Genomic DNA, 19,103 nt, shown 5'->3' on the forward strand with positions numbered 1-19,103 from the left:
AGTATAAAATATACATGCCAAAAATTAGATTAAACAAAGCAGTTAAGGAATTCAATATTTCGATGACACGGCTTGTAGAATTTCTGCAGTCCAAGGGAATCGAAGTAGAGAGTAACCCGAACGCTCAATTGGAAGAATCGGCATATTCTGCATTGGAAGCGGAGTTCGCAAAAGACAGTGAACAGAGAAAGGCTTCCCATGAGGTGGTAATCGCGAAAGTTCCGGAAGAAAAACTGGAAATTGAACCGGCAAAACCTGAGGTAATAAGAGCCAAAGCAAATCTAAAACCTGAACCCAAAGTTCTGGGTAAAATCGACCTTGACCCAAAAACCCCGGAACCACAGGAAGAGAAAATACCTGAACCCGAAGTTCCACAGGAAGCACCTGCGGCGGTTACGCCGGCGACTCCGGAAAAACAGGAATTCAAAATATTAGATAAAATCGATCTTTCCCAGATCGCAGGAAACAAGCCAAGACCTGCAAAAACTCCGGCACCCGCCAAAGAAGAGCCTAAGGCTGTAGAAAAGGCAGAGGAAAAACCGGCAGCAAAAGAGGAAACTCCGGCACCAGCTGAAGTTCCGCCAACACCGCAGGCCGAAGCACCGGAATCCAATGTCATCGAGACAGTTTATCAAAAACTTGGCGGCGTAAAGATCTTGAAAGAAACCGTAGATCTTTCGCAATTCAATAAACCCAAGCCGGCACCGGGCAGTGCAGCGGCAAAGAAAAAAAGAAAACGTATCGAAAAGCCCGGAACTCCGGGTACAAATACAGCAGGCACACAAGGTAACAGACCTGGTGGTACGGGCGCAAACAGACCGGGTGGACCAGGTGGAAACAGACCTGGCGGCCAGGGCGGCAACAGACCGGGATTCCAGGGTGGCAACCGACCTTCAGGACCGGGAGGTTCCAGGAGAGGTGCTCCGTCGATGCCGGTTGAATTAACTGATGAGCAGGTTAAAAACCAGATCAAAGAGACTTTAGAAAAACTGACCAGTAAAGGCGGTAAAAATAAAGGCGCTAAATACAGAAAAGAGAAAAGAGTTTACCGAAGAGAGCAGGATGAACTTCAGCAGGAAATGGATGCTGCGGACAGAACGCTGAAAGTAACGGAATTTATTACCGTTGGTGAGCTGGCGAGTTTAATGAATGTATCCCCAACCGAGGTGATCTCTGCATGTTTCTCCTTAGGAGTTATGGTAACCATGAATCAGCGTCTGGAAGCGGATACGCTTTTACTTGTTGCTGATGAATTTGGTTATAAAATCGAATTCTCCGATGCTGATCTGGAAGAATCCGTAATTGAAGAAGATACTGATACCGCCGAAGATCTTGTGCCAAGAGCACCGATCGTTACCGTAATGGGACACGTGGATCACGGTAAAACTTCACTCCTGGATTATATTAGAAAAACAAACGTGATCGCCGGTGAATCCGGTGGGATCACACAGCACATTGGTGCATATAACGTACAACTCGAAAACGGTCAGCGGATCACGTTCCTGGATACTCCGGGTCACGAAGCCTTTACTGCAATGCGGGCCAGAGGTGCACAGATTACCGATATTGCGATTATTGTAATCGCTGCGGATGATGACGTAATGCCTCAGACAAAAGAAGCGATTTCCCACGCTCAGGCGGCGGGTGTGCCGATGATCATCGCGCTCAACAAGGTTGATAAACCTAACTCCAATCCTGATAACATCCGTCAGCAGCTTTCTGCTATGAATATTCTGGTAGAAGAATGGGGTGGAAACGTACAGTCTCAGGAAGTTTCCGCGAAATTCGGTAACAATATGGATGCTTTGCTGGAGAAAGTATTGCTGCAGGCAGAAATGCTGGAACTGAAAGCGAACCCGAACAAGAACGCACAGGGTGTGGTAATTGAAGCGTCTCTGGATAAAGGCAGAGGTTATGTAGCTACCATGCTTGTACAAACCGGAACATTGAAGGTAGGAGATTATGTTCTTGCCGGCAAAAATCACGGTAAAGTAAAAGCAATCCTGGATGAAAGAGGTAAAGCCATGAATGAGGCCGGTCCTTCGATCCCGATTACAATTCTGGGTCTCGACGGTGCTCCAACCGCGGGAGATAAATTCCGTGTATTCGAAGACGAAAGAGAAGCGAAAATGATCGCTACCAAGAGAGAGCAGTTACAGAGGGAACAATCCATCAGAACGAAGAAACACCTTACGCTTGATGAGCTGGGCCGACGTATTGCACTTGGAGACTTCAAAGAACTTAATATTATCCTTAAAGGTGACGTGGATGGTTCTGTAGAAGCACTTTCTGATCAGTTACAAAGTCTGTCTACCGAGGAGATCAGCGTAAACATCATTCACCAGGGCGTAGGTCAGATCACCGAATCCGACGTGCTTTTGGCAGCTGCTTCCGATGCAATTATGATCGGTTTCAATGTAAGGGCAGGTGTCAACGCAAAAGAACTTGCAGACAGAGAAGAGATCGAGATCCGAACCTACTCCGTAATCTATAAAGCTATTGATGAGGTGAAGGAAGCGATGGAAGGAATGCTTTCTCCGGAGATAAAAGAACAGGTGATCGGAAATGTAGAGATCCGTGAAGTTTTCAAAATTTCAAAAGTAGGTTCTATCGCCGGTTGTATGGTTCTGACAGGAAAAGTAACCCGAAATTCGAAAATCAGATTACTGCGCGACGGTATTGTGAAATTCGACGGCGAGCTCGAAAGTCTGAAACGTTTTAAAGATGATGTGAAAGAAGTGACAAAAGGTTACGAATGTGGTTTGAATATCAAAGGTTTCAACGACATAGAAGTAGGCGACATTCTGGAAGTTTACGAAGAAGTTGCTGTAAAGAAAAAACTGAAATAATTTTTATAAAACAGTCTGAAACCCGCCGAAAAGCGGGTTTTTTTGTGCTCTTAAATACGGAAAAGGCTCTAAATGCCGAATTAACTTCTTTCACGCTTTGGCGCGAAAGCGTGCAGAAAACTCAATGTTTATGGATCAATATTAATGTTATTTTACCCCTTTAGCCGAAACGTTGAATAAACCTCAAAGTGAAATTCACAGCCATATTGTTAAAGTAATGAGAATACTTGGAAATATTAATAAAATTTAACATATTTGCGACTCAAATATTAAAAAAAAGTTAATATGAATGTTAAATTAAAGGCGCTCGGAGCGGGAGTCATTTTCTTTTTAGGCGGGGGTTTATCCTATGCACAATCTGATTCGACCAGAGTTTCAGATTTGGATGAGGTAATCATTGTAGGATATACCGCAGTGAAGAAAGAAGATTACACCGGATCCGTTTCCAGAGTAGGGAATGAAGAGATTTCCAAAAAAAATGTATCCAACGTTGCACAGGCTTTGACCGGTGAGGCGGCTGGTGTACGTGTAATTACAGGCTCCGGCCAGCCCGGTTCGGAACCTTCCATCAGAATTAGAGGATTTGGGTCGGTAAGTGGTAACAGAGAACCGCTTTATGTGTTGGATGGTGTTCCTTTTAATGGAAATGTATCGGCAATCAATCCAGATGATATCGAAAGTATGACTGTGCTGAAAGATGCAACGGCAACAGCGATCTATGGTTCCAGAGGAGCAAATGGTGTGGTACTTATTCAGACCAAAAAAGGACGTTCCGGAAAAGATGTAGTGACTATCGAAACTAAAATCGGTTTCAACTCACCGCTTATTCCGCGTTATGATGTGATCCGCAGCCCGGAGCAGTATATCGGTCTGTCTTGGGAAGCATTATATAACCAGGGAAGACTTAGTGGAAGTGCAGATCCTGTAGGTTATGCAAATACAAGACTTTTCTCAAGTGCAGGTATCCGCCCCAATTACAACATGTGGGATGCCAATGCTGCACAGCTGATCGATCCCGCCACGCATATGGTACGCGACGGTGTGGCACGTAAATATACACCTGAAGACTGGAGAGATTACGGTTTCCAGACCGCGATCCGTTCAGAAACCAATTTAAGCATCAGCGGTGGTGAAGGTAAAACAACTTATTATTCCGGTATCGGTTATTTGAAAGATGAAGGTTACTCCATCAATTCCAAATATGAGCGTTACAGCGGTAGATTAAATGTATCTCACCAGGCAAAATCCTGGTTGAAAGGAGAGTTTAACATGGGTTATGCTTATTCCGATACCAACCGAAACGGACAAACTGCGGACAGTGGAAGTATTTTCTGGTTTGCAGATAATATCCCTTCTATTTATCCACTTTATCTAAGAGATGCACAGGGTAACTTCGTTGCAGATCCTTACTATGGTGGTAATCAGTTTGACTATGGTAACGGTCGTGGTTTTGGTGCTTTAACCAACGCAATCGCAGACGCAACCTATGATCTGGACAACAGAAAGAAACATGAGATCAACGCAAACTTCTTCTTAAAAGCAGATATTACCAAAGGCTTAAGCTTAGAAACGCGTTTGGGTGGTCAGTACTTTAACAATTCTAGAAACGATTACAGTAACCCGTACTACGGAAGTTCTGCACCTCAGTTCGGATCTTTGTACAAAGTGCGTACGGAATTGTTTTAAAACAACTTCCTGCAGTTACTTCGATACATGAACCGTTTCGGGGATCACGGTGTTCAGGCATTTGTGGCACATGAATCTACAGACTGGAAATACAACTACCTTTCTGCATCTAAATACGGTTTGGTAATTCCTGATGGTGGTGAATTCAACAACGCGATCAACCAGAGTCCGGCTTATTCTTACGTATATAACTATACACTGGAAAGTTATTTCGGTCAGGTAATGTATGATTATGACAATAAATATTTGTTATCTGCAAGTGCAAGACGCGATGGATCTTCACGATTCCTAAATGAAAAGTGGGATACATTCTACTCCGTAGGAGCAGGTTGGGTTGTAAACAAGGAGAATTTCCTTAAAGACAGCCGTATATTCAACAAACTGAAATTAAAAGCCAGTTATGGTGTTGTAGGTGATCAGTCTATCGTAAGCGCGACGTACGCAGACCAGAACATGGGTTATTATCCAGGTTACAACGTGTATAATCCAGGAAACTTTATGGATCTTCCTGCTGCGGCGTTCGACAGAATCGGTTATCCGGAACTTACCTGGGAAAAATCCAAGAATTTCGACAGTGGTGTTGAATTTACGTTGTTGCCAAACAGAGCGATCGAAGGGCAAATCAACTACTTCAACAAAGCAACCGATAACCTTATCTTTGACAGAAGATTGGCTCCATCTACAGGAAACGCAATCCTGAAAGTGAATGACGGCCGACTGGTAAACCAGGGTCTTGAGTTTAACTTAGTGGCTCATATCGTAAGCAAGCCTGACTTTTATGTAGACTTCTCTGTAAACGGTGAGCACCTTAACAACAAGCTGACCAAAATGCCGATTGACGGTTCCACAAAACTGCCAAAACTGATTGACCTTGCGGAAAGTGGGTTTGGTAGAGCGGAAGGACATTCACTTTACGATTTCTATATGAGAGAATGGGCTGGTGTAAACCCTGCAACGGGAGCCGGTCAGTGGACTGTTCACTATACCGATGTGAATAACAACGGGAAATTCGATAAAGGTGAGCAGATCTCTTCACTTTTCGAATACATGGCGAAGAATCCAAATGCACAGGTTTCAGTAGGTACTACAGAAGTTTACCAGGAAGCTACGCAGAAATATGTTGGGAAATCAGCTATTCCTGATCTTCGTGGAGCATTTGCTTTAAACGCAGGTTACAAGGCGATCTCACTTTCTGCCCAGTTCCTTTACGGAATCGGTGGTTACTCTTACGACAGTGCTTACGCGACACTGATGGGTAACGGACAGGTAGGTGGAAATAACTGGCATACAGATATCTTGAACAGATGGCAGAATCCTGGCGATGTTACCGACGTTCCAAGATTAACAAGTAACCGTGCGGGCGACACCAACTATAACAGCCTTTCCACAAGATTCTTAACCAAATCAGACTATATCGTTCTAAACAATGTGCGTCTTGCTTACACATTGCCGAATAAATATGTAACAGGTTTAGGATTAAATGGTTTGACATTGTCTGTCACCGGAGATAATCTTTGGATCCAGACGAAGAGAAACGGCTTTAACCCGACAACTTCAGAAACAGGAAATACCGACATGTACAGATATTCGCCATTGTCAACATTTACATTTGGTGTTAAAACAAACTTCTAAATATATATAAATGAAAAAAATACTTATATTAAGCTCAATGATGGGAATTCTCCTCACCGCAACATCTTGCCGGGAAGAGTTTCTGGAAAGCGCACCGACCGAAACATTGGCCAATCCACCTGCTCAGGCAAAACTGAACGGACTGTATCTGATGATGGTCAATACCGGAACCGGCGGTACTACCGGTCATGATGATTATGGACAGAAAGGTTACGACCTTGTTTCCGATCTTCTTTCTGCAGATATGGTTTTGAGTGGTGTAACTTATGGTTGGTACAGTAATATTGCCAATTTAAGTGCACCGGTTGATTATACCAATAACTCTAACTACCAGCCGTGGAGATATTATTATAGAGTTGCTTACGCTGCAAATGATGTTATTGCCGGACTTGGCGGTAATGATGCAGTTCCTGCGTCAGCTTCAGATAAATCATCTATGGGCCAGGCGAAAGCTATGCGTGCTTATGCTTACTTTTATTTGATGCAGTATTTCACTACAGGTTACAATCCTGAAGCACTTTCAATCCCACTTTATACAGATACAGGAGTTGATGGTAAGCCAAAGGCAAAACAGTCTGAAGTGTACGGTCAGATCGTAAAAGATCTTACTGAAGCAGTTGATTTGCTTAACGGTTTCAGCAGAGCAAATAAAGGAATGATCAACAAAGAGGTAGCGCAAGGATTACTTGCATACACGTATGCGGCAATGGGCGAAAATGCCAAAGCTGCAGAACTTTCTCTTCAGATCATCGCAAAATATCCTAAAACAACCAAAGAGGAAACTGTGTATAATGAAGAAGCAGGATCCGGTGGTGGTTTCAACGACCTGAATACCAAAAGCTGGATGTGGGGCTTTGACCTTACAGAAGCCAATGATCTTGATTTGATCAGCTGGTGGGGTCAGGCAGATATCTTTACCTATTCTTATGCATGGGTAGGTGATGCCAAGTCAATCGACTATGGTTTATATGATGCGATCCGTCCTGATGATATCCGTAAAGAACAGTTCAAAACTGTAAACGAAACTGCTACAAGTTATGTAATGCTTGATGCAAAAGAAGACGGCGATTACCCTGCTGTTCCGGTAAACAAGTTTTATGCGCCGGGCCGAGAAATCGGCGGACAGCGAATCGTGACCACTGATTATCTGTTCATGCGTGTTGACGAATTCCATTTGCTGGCAGCAGAAACCCTGGCAAAATCTGGAAATGAGGCTCAGGCAAGAACGGTTCTTCAGAATTACCTGGCAGACAGGATTGCGGACACTTCCTACCTTAACTCTTTGTCCGGTACTGCTTTGCAGCAGGAGATCTATCTTCAGACAAGAATCGAGTTATGGGGCGAGGGCAAAAGCTATTTAGCAATGAAACGAAACAAGGCTACGATCACCAGAGGATCCAATCACCTGTTCTTTGCAGGTCAGTCTTTCCCTTATTCCGATGACAGGTTAACGCTTGATATTCCTCAGCAGGAAGTCAATAACAACCCAAATCTATAGGATGAGGACTTAGTTTAAAAAGTCAAATTATATTTCATGTAAAGCTGCTTCACATTTTTGTGGAGCAGCTTTTTTTTTGACTTTAACTGAATGGTTTTACTCTTGAGATTAAATGAAATGTTAATATTAAGGATACTGTGTAAATTTTTCACGCACCAATATCAAACGGTCTCACTTATGTTTTCCTATAATTAAAATCGTCACGTTTTACGATAAACAGTACGGTAATTTCTGTAAATTAAACGTTGGTTTAGTAATGTGTTAAGGAATCTCCAAACCTGTTAAGATTATATAAATTTTAATTTGGATATGTTAAATTAAATTAACATATTTGCGTTTTAAAATATTAAATAATGTTAATATGAATGTAAAATTACGAGTTTTAAGTATCGGAGTATTGTTTTTTGCGGGTCATACAGTGATGGCGCAGAAGGCAAAACGTGATACATTAACAAAGACGACCGAGATTGCTGAAGTAATAGTAGTCGGAGGGATTAAGCTGGATCCGGCCCAGAAAGTAGGAGCGTATAATGTAGTATCCAAGGCAAATTTTGAGTCTACACCTTTTTCTTCTGTTGACGATGTTTTGAACGGCCGTGTTGCCGGACTTAACTTTTCCTCGGCCAGTGGCGATCCCGGCTCCTCCAACATGGTGACCATCAGGGGAGTTAGTTCGCTGATCGGTACACCAAACCCACTCTATGTAATCGACGGTGTAGTTGTCGGCAAAGGTGCAGATAACGCCTCAATGATGGAATCCTGGAATCCGCTTTCCTCTATAGATCCAAATGCCATTGAAAATGTATCGGTGTTGAAAGATGCCTCCGCCACTGCTCTGTACGGTTCCCGAGGTGCAAACGGCGTAATCCTTATTACCACCAAAAAAGGAAAATACAACCAGAAAACAAAATTCGATTTCTCTTCAGAAACCGGTGTTCAGGACCGTGCTTTTGATAAAATGAAATTGATGAATGGTGATGAATACCTGAAATATGGTGGAATTCTCATGTGGAACTCACAGGGCGGAAACGGTATCAACCAAACCTTTACAACCCTGCAACAGGCAACTGATTATTATTACAATAATTATATTCCGAATAGCGAACCGATCAAGCAGTCCCGACAGTTTACCGACTGGTCCAAAGAAGTCAACAGAACTTCTTCGGTAATTAATACCTATAATTTCGGTGTAAGTGGTGGGGCAGAGAATACTTCTTTCAGAATTGGTGGATCGTATTACCATAACAGCCCGCTTGTTAAATCTTCGGATTTTGACCGCTTAAGTATTAATACGGCGATCGATCACAAAGCTTCGGACAAGCTGAAGTTTGGTTTAAATGTGAACTATTCCAACATCAAAAGAAATACGTACTTCGGTGGTAGAGCTTCTGCAAACCCTGTAACTTCTACCATTATGCTTTCTCCGTGGAGATCCGTTTATAATGCAGACGGCAGCTACAACCAGTACAGCTGGCCAACGGACAGTAACGAAATGACAGAAGGTTTCAATCCGGTATCGATCCTGGAAGAAACCGGTCAGCGCTCTACGATCAATTCCGTGATCGCCTCGGTGAATATGGATTATCAGTTCATTAAAAATTTCTATTTCAACTCGCTTTTCGGACTTCAGGGTCAGTTTATGACCGAGAGACAGTGGGGACTGCCGGGCCACCCGGTGTATATCGGGATGGATATTGATCAGGGATTCTTGGGAGATGCCCGTACTACGATGTTGGACTGGAACTGGTCCAACACCTTCAGTTACAGAAATATATTTAATGGCATTCACAATATTCAGGCTTATGCCGGTATGGAATATCAGGATCACGCATATAACAATCTGTTCGCCTTCACCCTTACAATGAACGATCCAAGACCTTATTTCCAGTTCTCGGATGATCAGACCGTTTCCAACGACGACTTTGCCTGGAGACAGATCGCTTATTTTGGAAGACTGAACTATACGCTTAACAGTAAGTACACGCTTTCGGGACAGTTGAGAAGAGACGGTAACTCGACTCTTGGACAGCAGAAATGGGGTAACTTTTGGTCGGTTGGTGCTTCCTGGAATGTAATGAATGAATCATTTGCACCAAAGGCATTTTCTTCCCTTACATTGAGAGGTAGTTATGGTGTTTTAGGAAACATTCCATATGCTGATCAGTGGGGCTTACAATATAATGCCTATGCCACCATCGGTTACAACTCCCAGATCGGCTGGGGCGACCACAATGGTTACGGTGGAATCACTTCTCCGGGAAACCCGGCGCTGGAGTGGGAACAGTCGGGGCATTTAGATATCGGTGCTGATTTCGGTTTCTTCAATGACCGCTTGAAGTTTACTTTGGATTACTATGATAAATTAACCAAAAAAGCAATTTTCGACCAGTTTGCTTCGGCAGAATCCGGGGGTCCGGGCTCGTACCTTGCCAATATCGGCGATATCAGAAACAGAGGTTTCGAAATTGTAGTTGACGCCACACCAATACGTAATGATAATTTTACCTGGAATATCAACGCCAATGGTTCTTATGGTAAATCAATTGTTGAAAAACTTAATCAGGATCTCGTTACATTTGGAGCAGATGATCCGGGAGACGGAGATAACGCTTTGGTTGCAATTGCACCCGGACACCTTTTAGGTGAATATTACACTTGGTTGTGGGCAGGAGTTGCAAGAGCTGATGATGCTGCAAACAACATCAAAGCCGGTGATGCACTTTGGTATACCGACGGATCTATGTCTGCTGTAACCAATAAGAAGACCGATGCGCAAAAAGCCTGGGTTGGCAAAAATGCGTTCCCGACTTACAACATTGGTCTTACCAATGAGTTCAAATACAAAAATTTAACTCTAAGCTTCCTTATTTCAGGGCAGTTCGATTTTATGGTTCAGAACGGTGTACATTCCTACACAATTCACGATGGCCGTTTCCCGAACAGAAACCAGGTTACCGATGCATTGTACGACAGCTGGACCGATGCTCCGGGAGCAGAAAATTATACAGCAAGCAATCCCAAAGCGCTGCTTAATAACCCAAGTGAATCGCGACTGGAATCTACACGTTTCCTTAGCAAGGGTGACCACCTGAGACTGAAAGAAGCGAGAATTGCCTACTCATTTGGCGAGTTATTCAAAAATTCTACAGGAATAAATAATTTAACGATCTACGCCAGAGGAACAAATATCTTTACTTATGTTTTTGATAAAGGATTGAATTATGATCCGGAATCTACATCAAATTCATGGTCTTGGGTGGGTAAAGGGAGATACTGGTATTCTTCACCTGTAATCAGAACCCTCTCATTTGGTATTCAGGTAGGTTTTTAACTTTCAAAAATTAAATTACAATGAAAAAATATTTTTTAATAATATCCACTTTATTTTTCCTTTTCTCTACACAGTCGTGTAGCGACAGAGATCTGGAATTATTCCCGCCAAGTCTGGATGATATCACCGACATTGCTACAGAGGCTAAATTGCAGCAGCTGCTGAACGGGGCTTATATGACGATGGGATCGGTAAGCATTTATGGTACACAGGCCATGGTTTATGGTGACCTGATGGGCGACAAAATGTTTGTCAATTCCAATCCATCTTTTCTAAGCACCTATAACTTTAATTATAACTCAAGCCAGCAGCCGGATCTTGGTGGTTTCTACAGTGGTCTGTACGCCAGTATTGCGAACTGCAACCTCGTCATCAACAATCAGGAGGTGGCCGCAAACGCAAATGTAGTACGCTTAAAAGGCGAAGCTAAAACACTGAGAGCACTTGCTTATTTTACCTTGGTTAATTACTATTCGCCTTCCATCAGCTCCGGTCAGAATCAGGAATTTGGAGTGCCGCTTGTTCTTGGTAACTATGATGTGAACATTACACCCGCCAGAGCAACTGTTGCCGAAGTATACAGCCAGATCGTAGCAGATCTGAAAGACGGAATCAACCAGGACGATGATGCGCCCGGCACAAAGACCACTTTCAGTAAAAATGCAGCTAAGCTTTTGCTTTCACGCGTGTATTTGAGCAGACGTGGTGCAGGAGACGCGGCGGCAGCCCTACAACTGGCAACGGAAGTTAGGGATGCTGCTAATGCAGCTTATTCAGCAGCATCTGCTTTAAATCCTTTCATTCCATCCAAGGACATTGCCGTGGCAAATTATTTCAACTATTTTGCCGGAAAAGAAGACGACCTTTATGAAAACCATCCTGAAACCCTTTGGGAACTCGATCTGAATTCGGAAACGAATAAAGTGACCGGAATTGGCGCCAATATGTCTTTGCCTGGTTATTATTACCGCCTGGATCCGAAGAAAGCATTTCTATTTAACCAGACATTCTACACCAGCTTCGCTCCGACAGATGTCCGAAGAGGAAGTGTAGCAGCCACCAGTTTGCTGACAAATGTTGGTGTGCCTACTTTAGATGATCCTAAAGGATACTGGACCAATAAATATCCGCAGATCTCAAGTGCAGGAAGGTATTACAGAAATATCAAAGTTTTGCGCTATTCTGAAGCATTCCTCAACAGAATCGAAGCCCTGCACTTAACAGGTCAGGATGCTTTGGCACTTACTGAACTGAACCAGTTTGCCCTGTCAAGAAAAGGGTCCACTTATACAGGAGCGAATATCCTGAATGATATCTTAACGGAAAGAAGCAAAGAATTCTACGGTGAAGGTCAAAGATTCCTCGATCTGAAACGTTATAACATTCCGCTTTCAAGACCGTCAAACTGTACAGTATGCGATCTTGCAGCTACAGATAAGTTATTTGTGTTCCCGGTATCACAGGGAGCCATGAACGCGAATCCGAACTTGACACAGTATCCGGGATATAATTAAATTCCCGAAAACTTATATTTTCAAAGACTGCAGGTTTAACTGCGGTCTTTTTTTTGCTCAGACTTCAGCCGCATGCTGCCGGCCCGGATTTTTTATTTCCTCATATTTCATACATTTGTACACCAAAGTATACAAATGAAATATTTTCTTCTCTGTTTTCTTTTCTACGGTTTTTTTGCCTCGGCGCAGGTCGTGAACAAAACCGATTCCAACAGAGTGAAACCGCAGGATACTCTTGTGATCGACTCCGGGCACAAGGATTCACTTACCATCTTCAAACCAACCATTTACGATTATACCTATCAGACGAGATTTTCTGAAAAGAAGATTTTCGATACTGCTTTTACCCAGGACAAAACCTTTATTTTTACGCAGTATAACAACCGCGATAATTTTGGCAGGATACAGTTTGCAAATATAGGAGCCGGTTTTCAGCCGCTGGTCTTCGAGGTGAATACCGAGCAGAATCTCGCCCTGCTTCCCACCCGTAAATCGTTTTTTATCTTAGGCATCAACGACATTAAATATTATGATGTCAAAACACCTACTACCGCATTCATCTACCATAACTCCATGAGCAGCGGGGCGGAACTACAGTCCACATACACCCAGAATATTGGCAGGGATTTTAATTTTGCCGTGGAATATATGGGACTTCGCTCACTCGGATTTTACAAAAATTCCCTCGCGGCAAACAACAACATCATTTTTTCCGGACATTACACCTCACCGAATAAAAAGTACGAAGCGTTCGCACATTACATCCACCAAAATGTAAACAACCAGGAAAACGGTGGTGTGGCAGATATCGGTCTTTTTCTTAACGGCAGCAGTAACTTTAATAACCGTTTGAACCTTCCGGTAAATCTCAATTCTTCCGACTCCAGGTTTGCTTACCGCAGATATTATCTGAGTCACGAGTTTCGGCCTTTTGCCTCAGAAAAATTCCCGTTTAAAATACGCCATACGATCTATCAGCAGACCAACAAATATTACTATGCGCAGGGAACGGCCGAAAGTTTTTATTTTAATGAGCCTTCCGAACTGATCGATTATCCGCTTTCATCGAAAAAATATTCGAAGGACCTGAGCAATACAGTAAGTGTGCTTTTCGATCAGACCAATTTTAAGCTCGATGCCGGCGTTCGTCATCAACTGATCAGGTTAGGAATAGGAGAGGCACTTCCCGGTTACCTCGGCATTCCACAGGAACTGTCTGAAAACAGAATTGGCGCGGTCGGTAATCTGCTCATTAAACTTTGGGATAAAGTTGAACTCAGCTCCAATCTGGAATTTTCGGGTGGCAAAGAATTCGGCAGCTATGTGAGTTCCAGGAATGTGCTGAAGTTCGAACCTATTAAGGATTATTTTGTAAATGCCAGAGTAAACTTCCAAAGCGCCGCGCCGACTTTTAATTTACTGATCAATCCTTCCGTTTATAAAAAGCTCAATTATTACCTGGCCAATCCCAACAACGAAACGGTAACACAAATTGGAGGCGATGTGAATCTGAAATGGTTCAATACCGTGCTTTCCGGGAATTATTTCCGTATTGATAATTACACGTATCTTACTTCTGCCGGACTTCCGCAGCAAAGTTCTGCGGCACTGAACATTTCGCAGATCGGCGGCGAGGCCACATTTTCGTACGGCAAATTTCACCTGAATCCGAAGGTTCTTTTCCAAAGTGCGCTCAGTAATAAGGAACTATTCCCGATGCCAAATTTCATTGGCCGCGCCAATCTCTTCTGGCAGTCCAAAGCCTTTAAAAACGCCGCTGAAATCCAGACCGGCATCAAGGTATATTATTTTACGAAATTTGCGTCGCGCGATTTTTTCCCTGTACTGAATGAATTTGTTTTGCCCGGCGCAGACTCTTATTCGATCGGTGGCCAGCCGATTGTAGATGTATATTTTAATCTGAAAGTAAAGCGTATGTTTATCTTTATTGAAGGTCAGCATTTAAATACCACTATTTTGCAGAACAAATCCTTTGCGGCGCCAAATTATCCGATCTATGATTTCCGTCTGAATTTGGGGATAGTCTGGTACTTATTTAGTTAATATTATTTTGAAAAAAATCTCTACTATACCGTTTTTAGAACTCGAAAGTATTCCACTTTTGATCAAAGACTTTTTAAATGCGCAGATACCGGGGTTTGAACAGCATATTTTTACGCCCGAAAATATAGAAGCACAGTTTCACAAAAAGGGACAATCTTTCTCTACAGAAAAGCGCGAACTTCTTTTTTCTGTTTTAAGGGAGCAGCATTCCTTAACGGGACTGTCGGAAAAGCAGCATGCAAATCTCAACGATCTCAAACAGCCGCAGACTTTCACGGTCACCACAGGGCACCAGCTTAATCTCTTCACCGGACCGGTCTTCTTTATATACAAGATTTTACAGACCATCAAATTGGCAGAATATTTAAACGAAAAGTTTCCGGAGCGTAAAACAGTTCCCCTCTTTTGGATGGCGACCGAAGATCACGATTTTGAAGAGATCAATCATTTCCGAACAGAAAATTCTTACTACGAAACCCACGCAAACGCCGGCGGTGCTGTAGGCAGGATTAAAGTAAGCGATGACCGCTTTACCGCTGATTTTGAAAACGAATTCCGCGATTCCGTTTTCGGGACGGAGTTAGTGCTACTAATAAAAAAAGCCTATGCTAAAGGTAATACACTTTCCGTGGCCACGCGGATTTTGGTGCAGGAGCTTTTTGCAGAATACGGTCTTCTGATCCTCGACGGTGACTGTGCAGAGCTGAAAGCCGAAATGAAAACTGCTTTTAAAAATGAACTCTCAAAGCAGGAACTTTTTAATGAATCCAAAGAAACGGTAAGTTTTCTCACCGACAAATATGGAAAAGTTCAGGTGAACCCGCGCGAAATTAATTTATTTTACCTCAGCGAAACCCGCGACAGAATAGAATTTGCGCATGGGAAATACCAAATTGTTGATAAAGATATTTCCTTCACAGAAGACGAAATATTGCGTGAACTTGCCAATCATCCGGAACGTTTCAGTCCCAATGCACTGATGCGCCCGGTGTATCAGGAAACAATTTTACCGAATCTGGCATATATCGGCGGAAATGCGGAGATCATGTACTGGCTGGAACTCAGAAAGTATTTTGAGGCGACTAACCTTCCTTTTCCCATACTTATTCCAAGGAATTCTATGCTGTTTCTTACACAGAAGATTCTGGACAATAGTGTAAAATTAGGTCTGGGAATTCCTGATTTTTTTAGAAATTTCACGTCGGTATCCAAAGATGTTTTACTTGAGAATAATCAAATCTTAGCCGAACTTGATCAGGCTGAAGAAACCCTTTCAACCCAATTTGCAAACCTCACTTCCGCCGCGGAAAAAACCGACCAGACCTTCGGAAATCTGGTAGATGCGGAGAAAACCCGTCAGCTGAAGTCTTTTAAAAGGATGCGGAAACGCCTTCTGCGCGCAGAAAAAATCAAGCAGAACGAAAAGCTCGCACGCCTTGAAGATCTTTTCCTAAAGGTGCATCCCGGAAAGGTCTGGCAGGAAAGAGCTTATAACTTTTCGGTCTTTTACAGCGACTTCGGAAAGGAGTGGCTCCAAAATTGTTTTGAGGGACTTAACGTGCAGAATTCAGAATTAAGCATATTCGTTATTTAATTTTAAAGCAGTATTTTTGTACCTATTAACCTAAAAGATGATCAAGAAACTTTTTATTTTCTCAAGTTTAATCGCGTGTGTCGGTGCTTTTTCACAGAAAACGCATACCGTGGTGAAGGGTGATAATCCGTACAATATCTCCCGTAAATACGGGATGACGATCGATGACCTGATGAAATTAAATCCCTCTGCAAAAGACGGAATTCTGAAGATAGGCGACGTATTGATCATCGATAAAAATGCAAAAGCTACCTCGGCAAATACAGTTTCTGCCTCTGCAACTGCAGGGTCCCCGGCAAAATTTGGTACAATTGTACTTCAGCCAAAACAAACCATTTACGGGATTACAAAACAATATCAAATTGCTGAAGCCGATCTGCGAAAGCTGAATCCTGAGTTGGATTCCCATATGAAGATTGGTGATGAAGTCACTTTGCCACTGGATAAAATCATGAAATTTGGTGGAGCCCAAACAGCGGCGACACCTGTAGCAGAAACAAAATCAGAAACTCCGGTACAAACCCAAACTACTATTACTGCGCCTGATGAAAATTCCTATGAAGTTCAGCCGAAAGACAATTATTTTAAACTTTCGCGCAAATTCAATATTTCCCAGAAAGAGCTTTTCGCTTTAAATCCCGGTTTGGAAGCTAAAGGCCTGCAGCCAGGAGATATGATCATCATTAAAGGAAATAAAACATCTGCCGTTACAGAAGCTGCTGAGCCTAAAATCACTGCAGACACACCAAAAGAAAGTTTACAGACCTACAGTACAGTTTCATCTTCCGATGATTATGTGACATATACGGTGCAAAACGGCGATACGGTCTTCGGCATATTAAACAGGTTCGGAATTTCGCTGGATGAACTTTTGACCTTGAATCCGAACCTTTCACAAGGTTTGAAAAGCGGTATGGTCCTGAAAATTAAAAAACTCGATGCCGCTTATGTAAAGAAATCCGGTGATGCGCTGAATGTGGTTTTAATGTTGCCTTTCGGATTTGATACCGGTGATTCCAAATACCGAAACCTTTCCCTGGATTTTCTGTCCGGTGCAAAACTGGCTGTCGAAAGAAGCGCTGCAAAAGGTCAGAAACTCGACATAAAGGTGATTGATGCCGGAAACGAAGCAAGCTTCAGGAATTCTTTAACACAGATCAATAAAGACAATACCGACCTGATCATTGGACCTTTCTTCAAATCGAGCGTTCTCCAGGTTCTTGATTACGTGAAAGCTTCGCAGATTCCGGTTGTGGCGCCTTTTGCAAATACGCCCGATCTTCTGGCATTCAACAACCTTATTCTCATCGAAACCAATGAAGAGGTGTACATGGACCGCCTGGTAAGCGAAGTGAAAGATGCGTATTCCGATCAGAAAATATACATTGTGGCCGATAACGGAAAGTCCCGCGCCAATTATATGAAAGCCGAACTGGAGAAGAAACTGAAAAATCCAACGGTGATAGTGGTCAATTCGCCGCTCGACATTCAACTCGATAAAAATATGATGACCGGCCAGTCTGCGCCTGTGATCGCAATTTTGGTTAATGATGAAGACTCCGCAGGCGACTCATTCGGTAACAGGATGATCGCACTCGCACAGGAAGTTCAGGGTATTAAATCTTTCAGCATGTTCTACTCACCGATTTTCGAAAAGAAAATTGATGAACTGAGCCAGGCGAACCTGGTGTATCTTATGGACAGAAAAATAAATACCGACGGCGATTTCGAAAAAGAAATCCTGGCAGATTATAAAAAGAAATATTGCAAGACACCTTCCAAATATTCAGTGATCGGTTTTGATGTGGTAAATGATATGCTGAGCCGTGAGAATAAGAAAGGTGAGATCTTTAAACAAATGAATAAGGTGCAGACTCAGCTTGCTACCAAATTTGAGTTTCAGAAAACAAAAACCGGCGCCTATGTAAATCAGGGCTACCGCGTGGTCCGTTTGGTTCCCAACTAATATCTCCCGCTGAGAATAATTTAACAGAAAATCATAAAACTTTTGTCCTTTAAAACGGCATATAATCTTAATATTGAGTAAATAATATATATGAAAGCACTTGTATTTCCGGGGCAGGGTTCACAGTTTGTGGGAATGGGGCAGGAACTCTACGATTCCCGCAAAGACATAAAAGACCTGATGGAATCTGCCAATGATATTTTAGGTTTTAACATTGTGGCAGCAATGTTTAAAGGAACTGAAGAGGATCTGAAAAAAACCGAAGTTACGCAACCGGCCATATTTATTCATTCGGTTGCAGTCCTCAAAACTGTGCACGGGATCGGTGCCGCTATGGTTGCCGGACATTCCTTGGGAGAGTTTTCAGCGCTTGTGGCCAATGGTGTTCTCTCCTTTGAAGACGGATTAAAACTTGTTGCTGCACGTGCCGGTGCCATGCAGGAAGCCTGCGATGCAAACCCAAGTTCTATGGCCGCAATTCTGGGCCTTGCCGATGAAAAAGTGGAGGAGATCTGCGCCGAAACAGAAGGAATTGTGGTTCCTGCAAACTACAACTGTCCGGGACAACTGGTAATTTCAGGCGAAACGGCAGCAGTTCAGCTTGCTTGCGAAAAGATGAAGCAAGCCGGTGCAAAAAGAGCGCTCGTTCTGCCGGTCAATGGTGCATTCCATTCTCCGCTTATGCAGCCTGCGCAGGAAAAGCTTGCCGCTGCAATAGAAAGTACAAAGTTCCGCCCTGCGATGATCCCCGTGTACCAGAATATATCTACAACGGCGGTTACGGATTCCGAAGAAATTAAAAAAAATCTTATCGCGCAACTTACCGGCCCAGTAAAATGGACACAGTCTGTGCGGAATATGATCAAAGATGGAGCAGGACATTTTATAGAAGTAGGTCCGGGAAAAACTTTACAGGGACTTATTAAAAAAATCAACGCCGAAGTTTCGGTATCTTCAGCAATTTAAAAT

10 protein-coding genes are annotated in these 19,103 nt (G+C 43.0%); all 10 read left to right on the forward strand.

The genetic code is table 11. The features are described from left to right. Nucleotides 1-14 precede the first annotated feature (14 nt). Complete coding sequence (infB, locus tag H562_RS0108170) at nucleotides 15-2,849, forward strand: translation initiation factor IF-2 (RefSeq protein ID WP_027377066.1); 2,835 nt, start codon at nucleotides 15-17, stop codon at nucleotides 2,847-2,849. A 285-nt stretch (nucleotides 2,850-3,134) separates the two neighbouring features. Continuing rightward, nucleotides 3,135-4,535 carry a TonB-dependent receptor plug domain-containing protein gene (locus H562_RS15770; protein ID WP_233701985.1) on the forward strand — a complete coding sequence of 467 codons (1,401 nt, stop codon included), beginning with the start codon at nucleotides 3,135-3,137 and terminating at the stop codon, nucleotides 4,533-4,535. A 27-nt stretch (nucleotides 4,536-4,562) separates the two neighbouring features. Further along, nucleotides 4,563-6,167: a SusC/RagA family TonB-linked outer membrane protein gene (locus tag H562_RS15775; RefSeq protein WP_233701986.1), complete on the forward strand. Its 1,605-nt coding sequence runs from the start codon at nucleotides 4,563-4,565 to the stop codon at nucleotides 6,165-6,167. 10 nt (nucleotides 6,168-6,177) lie between these two features. Continuing rightward, the gene (locus tag H562_RS0108180; RefSeq protein ID WP_027377067.1) at nucleotides 6,178-7,665 is read left to right on the forward strand and encodes a RagB/SusD family nutrient uptake outer membrane protein; all 1,488 of its coding nucleotides are present in this window, start codon (nucleotides 6,178-6,180) and stop codon (nucleotides 7,663-7,665) included. A gap of 361 nt (nucleotides 7,666-8,026) precedes the next feature. After that, the gene (locus H562_RS14870) at nucleotides 8,027-10,996 is read left to right on the forward strand and encodes a SusC/RagA family TonB-linked outer membrane protein (protein WP_051190445.1); all 2,970 of its coding nucleotides are present in this window, start codon (nucleotides 8,027-8,029) and stop codon (nucleotides 10,994-10,996) included. Nucleotides 10,997-11,016: 20 nt separating this feature from the next. Next, nucleotides 11,017-12,510 (forward strand): RagB/SusD family nutrient uptake outer membrane protein, encoded by a 1,494-nt coding sequence (locus H562_RS0108190; RefSeq protein WP_027377068.1) that lies wholly within the window; start codon nucleotides 11,017-11,019, stop codon nucleotides 12,508-12,510. 135 nt (nucleotides 12,511-12,645) lie between these two features. Continuing rightward, entirely contained in the window at nucleotides 12,646-14,574 is a 1,929-nt protein-coding gene (locus H562_RS0108195) for a putative porin (RefSeq protein ID WP_027377069.1), read from the forward strand. 7 nt (nucleotides 14,575-14,581) lie between these two features. Next, nucleotides 14,582-16,168: a bacillithiol biosynthesis cysteine-adding enzyme BshC gene (bshC, locus tag H562_RS0108200; RefSeq protein ID WP_027377070.1), complete on the forward strand. Its 1,587-nt coding sequence runs from the start codon at nucleotides 14,582-14,584 to the stop codon at nucleotides 16,166-16,168. Between the two features lie 37 nt (nucleotides 16,169-16,205). Further along, nucleotides 16,206-18,134, forward strand: coding sequence for a LysM peptidoglycan-binding domain-containing protein (locus H562_RS0108205; RefSeq protein WP_233701987.1), 1,929 nt, complete (start codon nucleotides 16,206-16,208; stop codon nucleotides 18,132-18,134). A gap of 90 nt (nucleotides 18,135-18,224) precedes the next feature. Beyond that, nucleotides 18,225-19,100 carry an ACP S-malonyltransferase gene (fabD, locus tag H562_RS0108210; RefSeq protein WP_027377072.1) on the forward strand — a complete coding sequence of 292 codons (876 nt, stop codon included), beginning with the start codon at nucleotides 18,225-18,227 and terminating at the stop codon, nucleotides 19,098-19,100. Nucleotides 19,101-19,103: the final 3 nt, after the last annotated feature.

This window comes from Kaistella palustris DSM 21579 (genome assembly GCF_000422265.1).
GTDB classification, from domain to species: Bacteria; Bacteroidota; Bacteroidia; order Flavobacteriales; family Weeksellaceae; genus Kaistella; species Kaistella palustris.